Genomic DNA, 14,749 nt, shown 5'->3' with positions numbered 1-14,749 from the left:
CAATGTCATGTCAGATATCAATACGTTAAAACCGCACCCGGCGGCAGCGCCGGGTAATGCGGAGCTGTTTTTGGGCTTTCTCTGGCTGGGGCTGATCGGCTTCGGCGGCGTGCTGCCGATGGCGCGCAGTATGCTGGTGGAGCGCCGGCGCTGGCTGAGCGGCGAACAGTTTACCGAGCTGCTCGGTCTGTGCCAGTTCCTACCCGGCGGCAATGTGATCAACCTGTCGGTGGCGGTGGGCATGGAGTTTCGCGGGCTGCGCGGCGCGCTGTGCGCCTTGCTGGGCCTCATCAGCGCGCCGACGGCGATCGTGGTGGGGCTAGGCGTGGTGTACGCCCGCTTCCAAAACGATCCGCATGTGCAGCATGTGTTCGCCGGGCTGGCCGCCGCCGCCGCCGGGCTGCTGCTGTCGACCGGGCTCAAGATGCTGCTGCCGCTGCGCGGTAAATGGCCGGCGCTGGCGATCGTCGCGCTGGCGCTGATCGCCATCGCCTGGCTGCGCCTGCCGCTGTTGCCGACCATGCTGGTGCTGGCGCCGCTGAGCATTTTGCTGATGTGGCGGTGGCCGTCATGAGCGGGGTGTTGATTGCGTTGGCGCTGATCTTCACCGAGCTTTCTTTATTGGCGTTCGGCGGCGGCATGACCATTCTGCCGGAAATGCAGCGGCAGGTGGTTGAGGTGCATCAGTGGATGAGCGCCCAGGAGTTCAGCGCGCTGTTCGCCATGGCGCAGGCCGCGCCGGGGCCGAACATGATGATCGTGCCGCTGGTCGGCTGGCACGTCGCCGGCTGGGCGGGGCTGTTAGTGTCTTCGATCGCCAAGTTCGGGCCGTCTTCCATCGTTACGCTATTGGTGATGGGCGCCTGGCGGCGCTTTAAGGATCGCCCGTGGCGCCGCATCGTGCAGGCCGGACTGGTGCCGCTGACCGTGGGGTTGGTGGCGGCCAGCGGTATCTTGATCGCCGAGGCTTCCGCGCCCAGCTGGCGGCTGGCGGCAATCGTGGCGCTGGCGACGGGGTTGAGCATGAGCAAGCGCCTCCATCCGCTGTGGGTGCTGGCGGGCGGCGCGCTGCTCGGGTTACTGTTCGCCTGAAGGGTTAGCGCGGGATCAGTACAAAGCGCGAAGGGCCGTTGCGGTCGATCAGCTCATAGCGCTTCGGCGCGGTCAGGGCCAGAAACGCCACCATGCTCCCTTCGGCGTCGGTCAGCGTCATGCCGTCCGGCGTCGGCCGCCAGGCGACCGGCAGCGCGTGCAGCGCCAGCGGCTGCAGGCATTGGGCGGAGGCGCTGAAACGGAAAGCGTTGGTGTTGGCCACCGCTTCGTCGCTCAGCTGCACCTCGCAGACGGTTTTACCGTCGCCGATGGCGGCGAGCTGCCAGTCGCCCTTCAGCGCGGCGGGTTCCAGCAACGGCAGTGAACTGCCCAGGGCACTGCTGCACAATATGCTCATAACGACTCCTGTCAGGCTGGCGCGGCGCAAGGCGCGCATAAGGAAATGGGTTGGCATCGGGTCACTCCTTTCGGCTGTCCGTTCACACTTTAGCACGTACCTATCTTGATGATGAGGGAAGGATTAGGTTTTTTAATCCTCGATTATTCTGATCTGATCGGTGATAAAATACGCAAAAAGACGAATAATTAACCCGTTAATGCGCTCATTTTTCTCATTAATATAGTGAGAATACAAATTGTTATGCGTATCTCCATCTCTATGCCCGGCGCGGTGAAGCCAGGCCGGGTGGGCTCGCGCCAGCGGGGTGAGTCACTATACTGGTCATTCCTAAGCCTTGGCTTAGATTAGAACGACTGATGAATAGTCTTACAAAGCGAGTGGGTTCCTATTGTGTAAAAGGAGAATACAATGCGCAGTCGCCACAACGACATTTTGCAAGATGACGATGAGTTCACCAGCCTGGCCGCCACATCCCCCAACGATCATAACTATCAGTTTTACTATCACCAGCCCGGCAGCCCCTATGACGGATTGGGCTACGGCGCGCTGTTCACGCTGGACAACGCTAACCTGTACAGCAACCAGCGCGGCGGGGCGGCGATTAATAATTTGGGTAAAATCCGCGATAACTTCAGCTTCGATCGCGCCGCCGATCAGTTGACGCGGCCGGGCCTGACGCACAACGGCGACCAGGTGTATCACCAGCCGGTCGCGCTGACCTATTCCTTCCTGACGCAGAGTGCGCTGAACCGCATCGGCCAGACCGGTGACGGCGACAAGGGGTTGCAGCCGTTGACCCAGGCGGCGCAGGCTCAGGCGCTGAAATCGATGCAGGCGTGGGCCGACGTGGCGAACGTGACCTTTACCGAGGCGGCGTCCACCGATATCAACCACCGAGCGGACATCACCTTCGCTTACTTCACCCAGCGCGCCGACGGCAGCACCGCCGCCGGCAGCGGCCCGAATGCCATCAACGCGTACGCCTATTACCCGCCGAGTTCCAAATCGGGCAGCGATAACGCCTTTGCGGGCACGGTGTGGTTCAACAAGAACTTTGCCACCCATCAGGCGCCGGTTAGCGGTGACTTCAGCAGCCAGACCTTCACCCACGAGCTGGGGCATGCCCTGGGGCTGGCACACCCGGGATCTTATGACGCGTCGCTGGGCAACCCGAGCTACCAGAACGATGCCGCCTATTATCAGGATTCGTTGCAATACTCGATCATGAGCTATTTCAACGCCGGTTACACCGGCGCCGACACCAAAGGGGTCTATGGCTATGGCCCGATGGTGGATGACATCGCCGCGATCCAAAAATTGTACGGCGCCAACATGAGCACCCGCACCGGCGACACGGTGTACGGCTTCAACTCCAACACCGGGCGCGATTTCCTGACCGCCACGGCGGACAACGGCAAACCGGTCAACTTCGCGGTGTGGGACGCCGGCGGCAACGACACGCTGGACTTCTCTGGCTACAGCCAGCAGCAGATGATCAATCTGAACGACGGCGCGTTCTCCAGCGTCGGCGGCGGCACGCAGAACGTCGCCATCGCGCGCGGGGCGATCATCGAGAACGCCATCGGCGGCAGCGGGCGCGATGTGATCATCGGCAACGATCAGGACAACCTGCTGGCGGGCAACGCCGGCTCCGATATCCTGTACGGCGGCCTGGGGGCGGATCATCTGTGGGGCGGCAAAGATGCCAATAACTTCACCGACTATTTCGTCTATCTCAATGCCAAAGAGTCCACGGTGGCGGCGTTCGACGTGATTGAAGACTTCGAGCACGGCATCGACAAGATCGATCTCTCCGGCCTGCGCTTCAACAACAGCCTGAGCGAGCTGCGCTTTATCGACAGCGGCAGCGCCTTCAGCGGCCAGAAAGGCGAGATCCAGCTCAACTTCGACGCCTTCAACGGCACCACCGATCTGCTGATGAACACCCAGAGCAACAGCTACGCCGCCGACTTCAAGATCCACGTGGTCGGGCAGGTCGAGCAGAGCGATATCTTGTTTGCCTGAGGTGATGAAGGGGAAGAGAAAAGGGCCGAACGGCCCTTTTTTTACGGCTGGGCCGCCGCCGCGCTTTCCGCCACGAAGGAACCGGTCGTCACCTCGCCGGAACGGCGGTAATGAGCCACGATCACGCCGCCGGGTGAGACCACCGATTGGGTCAGCGTGAAGGCTGCCGGCGCCGCGTTATCATCGAACAGCCGCTTGCCGCCGCCGAGCAGCACCGGGTAGGTGAGCAAGCGCAGTTCGTCCACCAGGTCGTTGGCCAGCAGCTGTTGCATCAGCGTGCTGCTGCCCTGCACCAGCAGCACCGGCCCCTGGGCACGCTTCAGTTCGCGCAGCCGGGCGAGAATGTCTCGCCCCAGCCACTGGCTGTTCTCCCACGCCAGCGTCTCGCCGTGGTGGGTGGCGACGTACTTGATGGCCTGATTGAACACGCGGGCGATGTCGGCGGAAAACGGGTCGGCCTCGTCGGTGATATGCGGCCAGTAGCCGGCGAAGATATCGTAGGTGCGCCGCCCGAGCAGCAGATCGAAAGGCGCAGAGAAAAGATCGCTCATCGTTTCCGCGACGGCGTCATCCCAGTAGGGGGCGGTCCAACCGCCGAAGCGAAAGCCGCCGCTGCGGTCTTCGTCCTGCCCACCGGGCGCCTGCATCACGCCGTCGAGGCTGACGAACGCGCTGGCAATAATCTGTCGCATGGCTGTCTCCTGCAATTGAGTGCCAGCTGAAAGTTTAGCCGCCGCGCGGCGGCTGCGCCAACCGGCCGCTCAGGGTTGCAGCGCCTTGAGCAACGCCTGATGGAAGCGCGCCGGCTCCTCCATTTGCGGCGCATGGCCCAGCCCGGCGAACTCGATCAGCGTGGCGTGCGGGATGAGTTTCGCCGCCTGTTTGCCCAGCACCGCGTAATGCCCGATTTTGGCCTTGACTGCCGGCGGGGCGATATCGCTGCCGATGGCGGTGGTGTCGGCGGTGCCGATCATCAGCGTGGTGGGGGTTTGCAGATCCTTGAACTCGTAGTACACCGGCTGGGTGAAGATCATGTCGTAGATCAGCGCCGAGTTCCACGCCACCAGGCGGTGGCCCGGCCCGTTGTTCAGCCCGGCCAGCATATCCACCCAGCGATCGTACTCCGGCTTCCAGCGGCCGCCGTAGTAGGTGTGCTGCTCATAATTGCGGATGCCCTCGGCGGTGGTGTTCAGCTCGCGCGCGAACCATTGATCGACGCTGCGCCACGGCACGCCTTTCGCCTTCCAGTCCTCGAGGCCGATCGGGTTGACCATCACCAGCTGTTCCACCGCCTGCGGATACATCAGGCTGTAGCGCGTGGCCAGCATGCCGCCGGTGGAGTGGCCGATGACGATGGCCTTGCTGATGTTCAGGTTCTGCAGCAGGCCGTGGGTATTTTGCGCCAGCTGCTGGAAGCTGTACTGGTAATGCGCCGGCTTGGTAGAGGAGCAAAAGCCGATTTGGTCCGGCGCGATCACGCGGTAGCCGGCCTTGCTCAGCGCCTTGATGGTGTCCTGCCAGGTGGCGGCGCAGAAGTTTTTACCGTGCAGCAACAGCGCGGTGCGGCCGTTGGCGGCGCCTTCCGGCGGCACGTCCATATAGCCCATTTTTAACGGCTGCCCCTGCGAGGTGAAGCTGAACTGCTGCAACGGGTAGGGGTAGTGAAAGCCCTGCAGCTCCGGGCCGAACGTCGGCGTTTCGGCGGCGCCGGCGTTGAACGCGGCCAGCGCGGCGCACAGCAGCGCACTACGGGTGAATCTCAGCATCCTGATCTCCTGAAAACGGACGAGAGCCGAGTATAGCCATAATCGGCGCGGCGGCGCGCCAGTGGTTTCAGATAATTCTGTATATGACGGTTTGATTCCCGGCCAGATTCCGGGCAACGCTCTTTTTCACAGTGAACGCGGTCACGCCGCGCAACATTGGCGGCGCCTGATGGTTTTATTTCAAGGCTAAGTTATGCGATGCTTAAGCATTATTTATGCAAAAGGATCCTCGCATGTCCGCTTTATCCCGCTGCGCTTTCAGCGAAGGCAGCGTCGCTTTGCCGGAAGGCTATGCCGATCGCACGGTCAACGTCCTGTTGGCCGGCGATGATGTTTCCCCCTCAGTCAATATTTCCCGCGATGCGCTGCAGCCGGAGGAGAACCTGGAAGGCTACGTCACCCGCCAGCTCGATGCGCTGGCACAGGGGCTGAAAGGTTGGGCGTTCAAAAGCCGCGAGCCGGCGACGCTGGGCGATGGGCTGGCCGCCGGTGAATGGGTGCGCGCCAGCTACCTGCGCGACGGCAAACGCATCTGGCAGAACCAGGCGGTGTTCGCCCTGGCGGAAGGCCGGGTGCTGGTGTTCACCCTGGCGATGGCGCGCAAGCTGACGCCACAAGACGACGCGCTGCTGCAGCAGGTGCTGAGCAGCTACCGGGCGGCCTAACGATGAACTCTTTGCGTAAAAGGACCTTACGATGACCGAAGCGGCTCGCGTCGGCGATATTATCGGGCATTCCCATGCCCTGGCCGGCATGATTGCCGGCACCCTTGTCGGCGGCCTGATCGCCGCCGCAGGCGCGGTGGCGGCGGGGGCGCTGTTCGTCGCCGGCCTGGCGGCCTCCTGTATCGGCGTCGGCGTGCTGCTTATCGGCGCCAGCCTGGCGGTGGGGTATCTCACCGGGGAGGCGGCCACCGCGGCGCGCGACGGCATTGCCGACGCCGGTGCCGGTAGCCTGACCCCCAAAGGCAATATCGTCACCGGTTCCCCCAACGTTTTCATCAACGGCAAACCCGCCGCGCTCGCCACCAATAGCCAGGTGGCCTGCAGCGACGACGGCCCGAGCATGCAGATGGCGCAGGGCTCCGACAAGGTCAGCATCAACGGCCAGCCCGCCTCGCGCGTGGGGGACAAAACCAACTGCGACGCGCAGGTGATGGAAGGTTCGCCCAACGTGTTTATCGGCGGCGGCACCGTCACCACCTTGCCGATCAAGCCCGAAGTGCCGGATTGGCTGTACAAGGTCTCTGACCTGACGCTGCTGTTCGCCGGCCTGGTGGGCGGCGTGGGCGGCGCCGCCGGCAAGTTGGGGGCGCTCGGCAAACTGCTGGGCAAGCTGCCCGGCATCAACAAACTGGCGCGCATCGCCTGCCGCGCCGGCACCCTGATGACCGCGACCGCCGCGGTTGGCATTATCGCCCGGCCGGTGGATATCGTCAGCGGCCAGAAATTCCTCGACGGCGAAGACGATCTCGATTTCGTGCTGCCATCGCGCCTGCCGGTCGCCTGGCAGCGCTATTGGCGCAGCGGCAACCCCGGCGACAGCGTACTGGGCCGCGGCTGGAACCTGTTCTGGGAGAGCAGCCTGCAGCCGTATCAGGACGGCCTGGTGTGGCGCGCCCCTTCCGGCGACTTCGTCGCTTTCCCTATGGTGCCGTGCGGCCACAAAACTTACTGCGAAGCCGAAAAATGCTGGCTGATGCATAACGATGACGGCAGCTGGCAGCTGTTTGACGTCGGCGAACAGATTTTCCACTACCCGCCGCTGGCGGGCGAGCAGCCGAGCCGGCTCAGCATGATCACCGACGCCATCGGCAACGCCACCTCGCTGTTTTACGACGACGAGGGGCTGCTGAGCGAACTGGTGGACAGCGCCGGGCAGCGCCTGATGTGCCGCTATGCGCAGGGCCGCCTGCGCGAAGTGGCGCTGCAAACCGCCGAAGGCGAACGGACGCTGGCGCGCTACGGTTACGATGAGCAGGGCCAACTGACGACGGTGAGCAACCGCGCCGGTGAGGTGACGCGCCGCTTTGGCTGGCGCGACGGCCTGATGATCAGCCACCAGGACGCCGCCGGGCTGCTGAACGAATACCAATGGCAAGAGATCGACGGCGTGCCGCGCGTGACGGCCTACCGCAACAGCGCCGGAGAATCCCTTGAGTTCGGTTACGACTTCGCCGGCGGGCGCCGCAGCGCGGTGCGCGGCGACGGCAAGCGCGCGGAGTGGCGGCTGGATGACGACGACAACGTGGCGCAGTACACCGATTTCGACCAGCGCCGCTACGGTTTTATCTACCAACGCGGCGAGCTGTGCAGCGTGCTGCTGCCCGGCGGCGCGCAGCGCCAGAGCGAATGGGATCCTTATGGCCGCCTGCTGTCGGAGACCGATCCGCTCGGCCGCGTGACGCGCTATCAATATTCGCGCAACAGCGGCCGGCTGTTCGCCGTCGCGTACCCGGATGGCAGCAGCGAGGCGCAGCACTGGGACACGCTGGGGCGCCCGACGCGTTATGTCGATGCCCTGGGCAATGCCACGCTGTACCGCTATCCGGATGACGAAGAGAGCCTGCCGGCCAGTGTGATCGACGCGCTGGGCGGGGAAGTGAAGCTGGAGTGGGACGCCCGCGGCCAGCTGACGCGCTACACCGACTGTTCCGGCAGCGTCACGGCTTATACCTACGATGCGCTGGGGCAACTGACGGCGCAGACCGATGCCGAAGGCCACCAGACGCGCTACCGGTGGGATAACGGCGGGCGCCTGCACACCCTGATCCACCCGGACGGCGGCGAAGAGCGTTTTAACTGGAATGCGCACGGCCAGCTGGCCGAACATCAGGACGCGCTGGGCAGCCTGACCCGCTGGCAGTACAACGCCCTGGGGCTGCCGGTCAGCATCACCGATCGCATCAACCGCACCCGGCGCTATCACTACAGCCCGCAGGGCTGGCTGACGCGGCTGGAGAACGGCAACGGCGGCGACTACCGCTTCAGCTACGATGCGGTGGGCCGTGTGGTGGCCGAAGAGCGCCCGGACGACACCCGCCACTATTATCGTTACGGCGCGGCCGGGCTGCTGGAAGAGCACCGTGAGGTCGGCCTGCCGGGCGGCGCGGGCGAGCTGACTCAGCGCGAACAGCGCTTCCGCTTCGACGAGGCCGGGCAGCTGGTCTGGCGCAGTAACGCCAGTGCGGAATGGCATTACCGTTTCGACGCCATGGGGCGGCTGCGTGAGCTGAACCGCCTGCCGACGGCGAGCGGCGTGGCGCTGGGCATCGAGCCGGACAGCGTGCAGATGCGCTATGACGCCGCCGGGCGGCTGCTCGGCGAGCAAGGCGTCAACGGCGAGCTGCAATACCAATGGGATGCATTGGCCAACCTGCAGGCGCTGACGCTGCCGCAGGGCGATCGCCTGCAGTGGCTGTATTACGGCTCCGGCCACGCCAGCGCCATCAAATTCAACCAGCAGGTGGTGAGCGAATTCACTCGCGATCGCCTGCACCGGGAAACCGGCCGCAGCCAGGGCGCGCTGCAGCAGCAGCGGCGTTACGACGCCATGGGCCGCCGCAGCTGGCAGAGCAGCGCCTTCGGCCACGACAAACTGACCCGGCCGGAAGACGGCGTGCTGTGGCGCGCTTATCGCTACACCGGCCGCGGCGAGCTGGCCGGGGTGAGCGACGCGCTGCGCGGCGAAGTGCACTACGGTTACGACGCCGAAGGCCGCCTGCTGCAACACCGCGAACCCAATCAGGGCAAACCGGGCGCGCGGCTGGTGTACGACCTGGCGGATAACCTGCTGGGCGAGCGCAGCCCGCAGAGCGATATCGACGCGCACCTGCCGCTGGCGCCGATCGCCGACAATCGCCTGACGCACTGGCAAAAACTGTTTTACCGTTACGATGCCTGGGGCAACCTGATCAGCCGGCGCAACGGCCTGTATGAACAGCACTACCGCTACGACGCCGACAATCGGCTGGTGCAGGCGCACGGCCGCGGCCCGCAGGGCGAGTTCGAGGCGCAGTACCATTACGACGCGCTGGGCCGCCGCAGCCGCAAGGCGGTGCGCTACAAGGGCAAAACCGAACAGACGACCCGTTTCCTGTGGCAGGGTTACCGGTTGCTGCAGGAGCAGCGCGACGACGGCAGCCGCCGCAGCTGGAGCTACGATCCGGCCAGCCCGTGGAGCCCGCTGGCGGCGCTGGAGCAGGCGGGCGACAGCCGCTCGGCGGATATTTACTGGTACCACACCGATCTGAACAGCGCGCCGCTGGAAGTGACCGATGCAGCGGGCAACCTGTGCTGGTCCGGGCAATACGACACCTTCGGCAAGCTGCAGGGCCAGACGGTGGCCGGCGCGGCGAAGCGGCATGGCGCGCAGTATCAGCAGCCGCTGCGCTACGCCGGGCAATATCAGGACGACGAAAGCGGCCTGCACTACAACCTGTTCCGCTACTACGAACCCGAGGTGGGGCGTTTCACCACACAGGATCCGATAGGGCTGCGCGGCGGGTTGAACCTTTATCAGTATGCGCCGAACCCGCTGATGTGGGTGGATCCGCTGGGGTTATCTCCAGTAAGCCCAAAAACTGTTCTTTTCTCACAAGACAGTATTAATCCTGTCTTCGATGATGGCAGGAATGTTAATGAGTTAATTCATAGATTGAAAAACGATCCGTCATATATCAATCAAGTAGAACCTATTAGAAAAGTAAGAATGCGTGATTTACCAGAAAATGTACAAGAAAGGTTAATTTCCCAAGGTGCACATAAGGATTCTGTCTTTAGTCTTGATAACCGGCGTCTTTATGCAGCTAAAGAGGCTGGTGTAGCCAAAATCCCTTCTAGGTGGGCAACACAGGAAGAATTGTCGAAAATTAATCTTAATAGGCGTTTTTCAACTAAGAATTCAGGTAGGTCAATTAGAACTAGAGGATGTGCTTAAAATGAATGTACAAGCAATAAAAACTAAGTATGGAATCATACTAGGACGAGATGCCTTGATCATTTCTGAACATGAAATCAGTCTTTCTCCTTTTACATTTAAAGTTAAAGCGTTGCTTTCGTTATCGGCATGCGAGCCAGAGGTTTTGAATGAGGCAGATGTGAAAATAGAGTTCTTTTTTAGTGAAATAGAAAGGATGTCTATTTATAAAGTTGATGACTACCCTTATGAGAGGTATTCAGAGTCAAGCTTTGATTTGCTGGAAGAATACAGTTCAGGAAAAAAAAGAGTTGCGTTAAGTACTTATGATCATGTTTTCGATGTTACAGGTAATTTTAAAATATTGTATGAATAACGGGGCGTTTTGAATCGCAGAAAAAGATCGAAGTGGTAGGAGGCATAGTAACAACAGTCGCTGCGCGACGCCTTTGGATTGATAGAACACCACGAAACAGGACTACTTGATGCCTCCATACCATCGAGTAGGTACCTGTACCTATTAGCTGTTAAACCAATAACGGCGTGGGCGGTAGCGTGTTAAAACTACGAAGCCGTTAAGTATGGTCAAGCCCGTGGTGAAGGTTAGGGCGTTCCGGATGTTCATGAAATGGAGAGTGGCTGTGAACGAGAATAGGCAATTAGGTATTTTATTATTGGAAGACATTCCATTTGATAAGCTGCTTATTAAGCTGGAAAGGGCGTTTGGTGTTTCACTTCCTTGTGAAGATGATAAGGGGCGCTATGTGGCAAAAGCAGAACTAGATGATTATAATATAGAGGTTATAGATAGAGTTGATAGATTAGGGGATGTTCTTTGTGATGATAATCATGTGATCGACGTGAAAATAAAATCTAATGATTTTTTTAATCCAGACTTTGAGAGAAAAATAAAAAAATACTAAGAGATGGAGATGTGAAGTGGAAGGATGGAATTTGGACTAAGCTTCATAGGGATGAGGATTATAGAGTCGTCTATCCTGACTCTTAGTGTTCACGTTAACAATGTAACCATTTCTAAATCTGCGTTAGAGCCGACAATTCTCAGTCGGTTCTAAATGTTTAGAATGAAAAGTATCTAAACGAGCAGATTTGATAATTTTCAAATATCCATCCGTACACATTGATAAATAATTTAATATTACGGTATCTAACATGATTGATTTTAACGCTAGGATTGTGTCGGGTGTCTCCATGGGTAATGTCGCTTTAAATGAAAATATTTCATTATATATTAATGAGATGCACTCCAGATTTAGTGTCAAGATTAAAAGCCACTTCCTACCTGACGGGAATGAGCGAAATTCATATATAGTCGATAATGCCTTGACCGTCGTAACTGATAAAGACGGTGTCATTTTGTCACTTGGATGTAATGCTCATTATCAAGGGGGCTACAATGGAATCATATTTCCCGGAATGAGTGTGATAGATATAATAAAGCTGACGAGGTCGCAGAAAATATACAATGGCTCCATCATTATTAATGATGACTTTGGTGTTTCGTTTATCCTCCCATCCCCATATGATGAGATTTCCGATGCGATAAACCATATCCCTGGTGGGGTGATGATAAACGAAATTTTCGTATCTGATTTTTCATTCTGGCGTTAGCTTATTGAATATATGAGTGGGTTTAGTGAGCATGAAATTAAATTTGGGGTGAGTGATATAGTTGTCACTGTCTACATAGATTCGGATACACCACCGATTTTTCACCCGATGTATGATAGAGTTTACTTTATATCAGATGAAGCTGTATTTGAATTTTACATTGATGATGAGGGGATTGTTAATTCACATTTAGTTGAAAAAATCGCTCCGTGGTTTGAGGTGGATGTGGATGATCAGTTTTCTATGATGTCAATTTATCCACAGGTTTTTAAAACTGAACTGGAGGTTAAAATAATTGCAGTGAATTATAGTGAAGAACCGTTCTCAGTGTTCATCGTAAGGTATAAAGATGGTGACCATGAAAAATTACTGTATTTAGAGCCAAAGAATTTTTTTGGATTTTTGATTTCATAGAAAAATTACAGAATGATTAGGGGGCAATGTGAGCAAGGAGTTAAAGCTTGATGTTATGAAAAACAGAAATGACTTGGTTGAAGGGACTTTTTGCTACTCTCTTTTTGAGAGGTCGTTCTTTGATGAGAAGCTATTAAGTGACTTAGTAAATAATTCAGAGGCGTTTTTGAAATAAAATGAGTATGATACGGATATTTTAAACTTGCTATCATGGATTGTTAATGGTGTTGATCAATGTTTCACATCCCATAATGATAAAAATGACTATTATTCAATTGAAAACTATTCTGTGAATTTGGAGAGAAAATGGGGGCGTGTGTGGCGACCTGAGATTAATAAGATAATAAATGGCGATAAAGATTGTTAGTGTTTTACAACAAATATGAGAAACATTGAATATGAGATGTAAGGTAGATGCCTGAAAAGGAAATGTTAGGTTCTTTATAAATAAAAAAGAGGAAGAGTAAAAGCATTAGATTGTTAGTTGCATCAAAGGCCGCCTGCTGCAACACCGCGAACCCAATCAGGGTAAACCGGGCGCGCGGCTGGTGTACGATCTGGCGGATAACCTGCTGGGCGAGCGCAGCCTGCAGAATTACATCGACGCGCACCTGCCGCTGGCGCCGACCGCCGACAAACTAAATACCCAATGTGCCGTTAATCAGGGTGCAGCACTGCCCGCCGATCCAGGGTTCGCCGTTAATAAAGCGCACGCTCACGCGGCCATCTCGATTCAGTTGGGTGCCCTGGCGCACCTGGTAACCCTGTGCGGTCTGGCCGCCGTCGGGGAAGCGGCTGGCTTGCAGCAAGCGCGCCAGGCAGGCGTTGGCGCTGCCGGTTACCGGATCTTCAATCAAAACACCGCATTCCACCATAAACGCGCGCATTTCGTAATCGGCCGGTTCGGTTGCGGGGCAGGCGCCATAAATCACTACGCCATCCACTTCACAAGCCGTTTGCAGCTGTTTAATCGTTGCCTGATCTGGCGTCACCGCCAGGCAGGACTGCGCGTCCGGCAGGCGCACCATCAGCCAGCGAATGCCCATCTCGGCAATCACCGGCAGGGGGCCTCCTTCAATCATCGCGGGCCGTAAAGCGGCCATCAGCCGTTCTGTTTCCTCAGCCGCCATTGGGCGAAACTCAACTTCGGGCGCGGCGAACGCCAAGGTGCCTTCCGGCTGGATATTGACCGCCACCAGGCCGACGCCGCATTCCTGCATCACCGTTCCAGGCCGTTTAGGTGTCAATCCGGCTTCCAGCAGGGCGTGGGCGGTGCCCAGCGTCGGGTGGCCGGCGAAGGGCAGCTCTTTTTCGGTGGTGAAAATGCGCACCTTATAATCCGCCGCCGGGTGCGTCGGTTTAAGCACAAAGGTGGTTTCCGAAAGGTTGGTCCAGCGGGCCAGTGCCAGCATCTGCGCGCTGCTCAGCCCCTCGGCCTCCAGCACCACCGCCACGGGGTTGCCCTGCAGCGGCGTACGGGTAAACACGTCCACCTGTTTGTAGGCGCGGGGTGTCACATCATCACTTCTGAGCATTTGCCATCATCCATTATCAACAAAACCTGATGATAACGATATTCGCCAATGGCTTCAAAGGGTTGAGTTTTGTTTTGAGATATCCGCCCGCCGCCATTTCAGCGTCGGCTTGGCGAACATCACCAGGTTGCCCAGCAGGATCAGGCACAGCCCCAGCACGGCGTTGAAGTGCCACTGATAGCCTTCGTAGATCGTTGAGATGGTCAGCGCCACCAGCGGGAACAACAGGGTGCTGTAGGCCGCCGCGCCAGCGCCGATGCGGCCGAGCAGGCTGAAGTAAGCGGCGAAGGCGATCACCGATCCGAAAATCGCCAGGTACAGCAGGGAGCCGATATAGCGGCTGCTGTATTCCATCTGGAACGACGCGCCCTGCGCCCAGGCGATCAGCGCCATCAACAGCGCGCCGTAGGTCATGGCGTAGGTATTGGTGGAAAAGATATCCAGCCCGCGGCGCTGATGGCGCGTGCTGATCATGTTGCCCAGCGAGAAACCGTAGGTGCCGAGCGCACTCAGGCCGATGCCTTTAAGCAGCTCCGGCGCCATGCGGGTGGCGGCCAGATCTTGCCAGAACAGCGCCACGATGCCGGTCAACCCCAGCAGCGCCGCCGGCAGCAGGGTGGGACTGGGGCGCTGGCGGAAAAACAGCAGGCTGTTGAGGGCGTTGAACAGCACCGCCATCGAGAAGATCACCGATTCCAGCCCGCTGCTGATGTAGGCGGCCGCGTGGTAGAAGCAGAAGAAGTTGAAGCCGAATACGCAGCAGCCCTGCAGCACGCAGAACAGATGATCGCGCGGGGCGAGGCGGCGCAGGCGGCGCGTTAGCAACAGCACGGCGAACATCACCGCGGCGGCAATGGCGAAGCGGTAAGCGATCGAGACGGGAATGGCCACCGGCCCTTCCTGTTGCAGGGTGATCGCAATCCAGGTGGTGCCCCAAATCAGCACCACGGCGAGGTACAACAGCGCATTCATTCTATTTGTTACTCCGAAAAAACCGATGGCGCAGT

Annotated in this window: 14 protein-coding genes; 9 read left to right on the top strand and 5 right to left on the bottom strand. The window is 58.5% G+C overall.

Annotated features, from left to right (window positions below; translation table 11 throughout):
* Positions 1-7: 7 nt before the first annotated feature.
* Positions 8-574 carry a chromate transporter gene (locus tag ACJ8HA_RS06155; RefSeq protein ID WP_127145882.1) on the top strand — a complete coding sequence of 189 codons (567 nt, stop codon included), beginning with the start codon at positions 8-10 and terminating at the stop codon, positions 572-574.
* The gene (locus ACJ8HA_RS06150) at positions 571-1,092 is read left to right on the top strand and encodes a chromate transporter (protein ID WP_025302761.1); all 522 of its coding nucleotides are present in this window, start codon (positions 571-573) and stop codon (positions 1,090-1,092) included. The genes ACJ8HA_RS06155 and ACJ8HA_RS06150 overlap by 4 nt, the downstream gene beginning before the upstream one ends.
* Before the next feature lie 4 nt (positions 1,093-1,096).
* Here ACJ8HA_RS06150 and ACJ8HA_RS06145 read toward each other — a convergent pair whose 3' ends face one another.
* Positions 1,097-1,450 carry a protease inhibitor Inh/omp19 family protein gene (locus ACJ8HA_RS06145; protein ID WP_016927814.1) on the bottom strand — a complete coding sequence of 118 codons (354 nt, stop codon included), beginning with the start codon at positions 1,448-1,450 and terminating at the stop codon, positions 1,097-1,099.
* 411 nt (positions 1,451-1,861) lie between these two features.
* Here ACJ8HA_RS06145 and ACJ8HA_RS06140 point away from each other — a divergent pair, with 411 nt between their 5' ends.
* Entirely contained in the window at positions 1,862-3,478 is a 1,617-nt protein-coding gene (locus ACJ8HA_RS06140) for a serralysin family metalloprotease (RefSeq protein ID WP_025302762.1), read from the top strand.
* A gap of 41 nt (positions 3,479-3,519) precedes the next feature.
* Here ACJ8HA_RS06140 and ACJ8HA_RS06135 read toward each other — a convergent pair whose 3' ends face one another.
* Positions 3,520-4,170: a dihydrofolate reductase family protein gene (locus tag ACJ8HA_RS06135; RefSeq protein WP_197812644.1), complete on the bottom strand. Its 651-nt coding sequence runs from the start codon at positions 4,168-4,170 to the stop codon at positions 3,520-3,522.
* A 69-nt stretch (positions 4,171-4,239) separates the two neighbouring features.
* Positions 4,240-5,244: an alpha/beta fold hydrolase gene (locus tag ACJ8HA_RS06130; protein WP_049206108.1), complete on the bottom strand. Its 1,005-nt coding sequence runs from the start codon at positions 5,242-5,244 to the stop codon at positions 4,240-4,242.
* A 233-nt stretch (positions 5,245-5,477) separates the two neighbouring features.
* Between ACJ8HA_RS06130 and ACJ8HA_RS06125 the strand changes: the two genes are divergently transcribed.
* The 6 genes from ACJ8HA_RS06125 (at position 5,478) to ACJ8HA_RS06100 (ending at position 12,207) form a co-directional block, all read left to right on the top strand.
* Positions 5,478-5,909 carry a DcrB-related protein gene (locus tag ACJ8HA_RS06125; RefSeq protein WP_049206109.1) on the top strand — a complete coding sequence of 144 codons (432 nt, stop codon included), beginning with the start codon at positions 5,478-5,480 and terminating at the stop codon, positions 5,907-5,909.
* Between the two features lie 31 nt (positions 5,910-5,940).
* Complete coding sequence (locus ACJ8HA_RS06120) at positions 5,941-10,182, top strand: RHS repeat-associated core domain-containing protein (RefSeq protein ID WP_442515261.1); 4,242 nt, start codon at positions 5,941-5,943, stop codon at positions 10,180-10,182.
* A 1-nt stretch (position 10,183) separates the two neighbouring features.
* Positions 10,184-10,537, top strand: coding sequence for a hypothetical protein (locus tag ACJ8HA_RS06115; RefSeq protein ID WP_049295562.1), 354 nt, complete (start codon positions 10,184-10,186; stop codon positions 10,535-10,537).
* 265 nt (positions 10,538-10,802) lie between these two features.
* Entirely contained in the window at positions 10,803-11,084 is a 282-nt protein-coding gene (locus ACJ8HA_RS06110) for a hypothetical protein (RefSeq protein WP_197826672.1), read from the top strand.
* A 250-nt stretch (positions 11,085-11,334) separates the two neighbouring features.
* On the top strand, positions 11,335-11,793 hold the full coding sequence (locus ACJ8HA_RS06105; RefSeq protein ID WP_049295564.1) for a hypothetical protein: 459 nt from the start codon (positions 11,335-11,337) through the stop codon (positions 11,791-11,793).
* A 12-nt stretch (positions 11,794-11,805) separates the two neighbouring features.
* Entirely contained in the window at positions 11,806-12,207 is a 402-nt protein-coding gene (locus tag ACJ8HA_RS06100) for a hypothetical protein (RefSeq protein ID WP_261438760.1), read from the top strand.
* 638 nt (positions 12,208-12,845) lie between these two features.
* On the opposite strand, the gene ACJ8HA_RS06095 is transcribed toward ACJ8HA_RS06100, so the two are convergent.
* A complete protein-coding gene (locus ACJ8HA_RS06095) occupies positions 12,846-13,742 on the bottom strand; it encodes a PhzF family phenazine biosynthesis protein (RefSeq protein WP_442515260.1) in 897 nt (298 codons plus the stop codon).
* A gap of 54 nt (positions 13,743-13,796) precedes the next feature.
* Positions 13,797-14,714 (bottom strand): DMT family transporter, encoded by a 918-nt coding sequence (locus ACJ8HA_RS06090; protein WP_442515259.1) that lies wholly within the window; start codon positions 14,712-14,714, stop codon positions 13,797-13,799.
* Positions 14,715-14,749: the final 35 nt, after the last annotated feature.

Origin of the sequence: Serratia sp. CY33802 (genome assembly GCF_052169095.1) — a bacterium.
GTDB lineage: Bacteria > Pseudomonadota > Gammaproteobacteria > Enterobacterales > Enterobacteriaceae > Serratia > Serratia bockelmannii.
The sequence above is the reverse complement of the archived record's forward strand: the minus strand, read 5'-3'. Positions and strand labels throughout refer to the sequence as shown.

Excerpts from the sequence above, each read along its gene's own strand:
- ACJ8HA_RS06140 (WP_025302762.1), top strand. The coding sequence starts at position 1,862 with ATGCGCAGTCGCCACAACGACATTTTGCAAGATGACGATGAGTTCACC.
- ACJ8HA_RS06095 (WP_442515260.1), bottom strand. The coding sequence starts at position 13,742 with ATGCTCAGAAGTGATGATGTGACACCCCGCGCCTACAAACAGGTGGAC.
- ACJ8HA_RS06100 (WP_261438760.1), top strand. The coding sequence starts at position 11,806 with ATGAGTGGGTTTAGTGAGCATGAAATTAAATTTGGGGTGAGTGATATA.
- ACJ8HA_RS06150 (WP_025302761.1), top strand. The coding sequence starts at position 571 with ATGAGCGGGGTGTTGATTGCGTTGGCGCTGATCTTCACCGAGCTTTCT.
- ACJ8HA_RS06105 (WP_049295564.1), top strand. The coding sequence starts at position 11,335 with ATGATTGATTTTAACGCTAGGATTGTGTCGGGTGTCTCCATGGGTAAT.
- ACJ8HA_RS06130 (WP_049206108.1), bottom strand. The coding sequence starts at position 5,244 with ATGCTGAGATTCACCCGTAGTGCGCTGCTGTGCGCCGCGCTGGCCGCG.
- ACJ8HA_RS06090 (WP_442515259.1), bottom strand. The coding sequence starts at position 14,714 with ATGAATGCGCTGTTGTACCTCGCCGTGGTGCTGATTTGGGGCACCACC.
- ACJ8HA_RS06145 (WP_016927814.1), bottom strand. The coding sequence starts at position 1,450 with ATGAGCATATTGTGCAGCAGTGCCCTGGGCAGTTCACTGCCGTTGCTG.
- ACJ8HA_RS06115 (WP_049295562.1), top strand. The coding sequence starts at position 10,184 with ATGAATGTACAAGCAATAAAAACTAAGTATGGAATCATACTAGGACGA.
- ACJ8HA_RS06135 (WP_197812644.1), bottom strand. The coding sequence starts at position 4,170 with ATGCGACAGATTATTGCCAGCGCGTTCGTCAGCCTCGACGGCGTGATG.
- ACJ8HA_RS06125 (WP_049206109.1), top strand. The coding sequence starts at position 5,478 with ATGTCCGCTTTATCCCGCTGCGCTTTCAGCGAAGGCAGCGTCGCTTTG.
- ACJ8HA_RS06120 (WP_442515261.1), top strand. The coding sequence starts at position 5,941 with ATGACCGAAGCGGCTCGCGTCGGCGATATTATCGGGCATTCCCATGCC.
- ACJ8HA_RS06155 (WP_127145882.1), top strand. The coding sequence starts at position 8 with ATGTCAGATATCAATACGTTAAAACCGCACCCGGCGGCAGCGCCGGGT.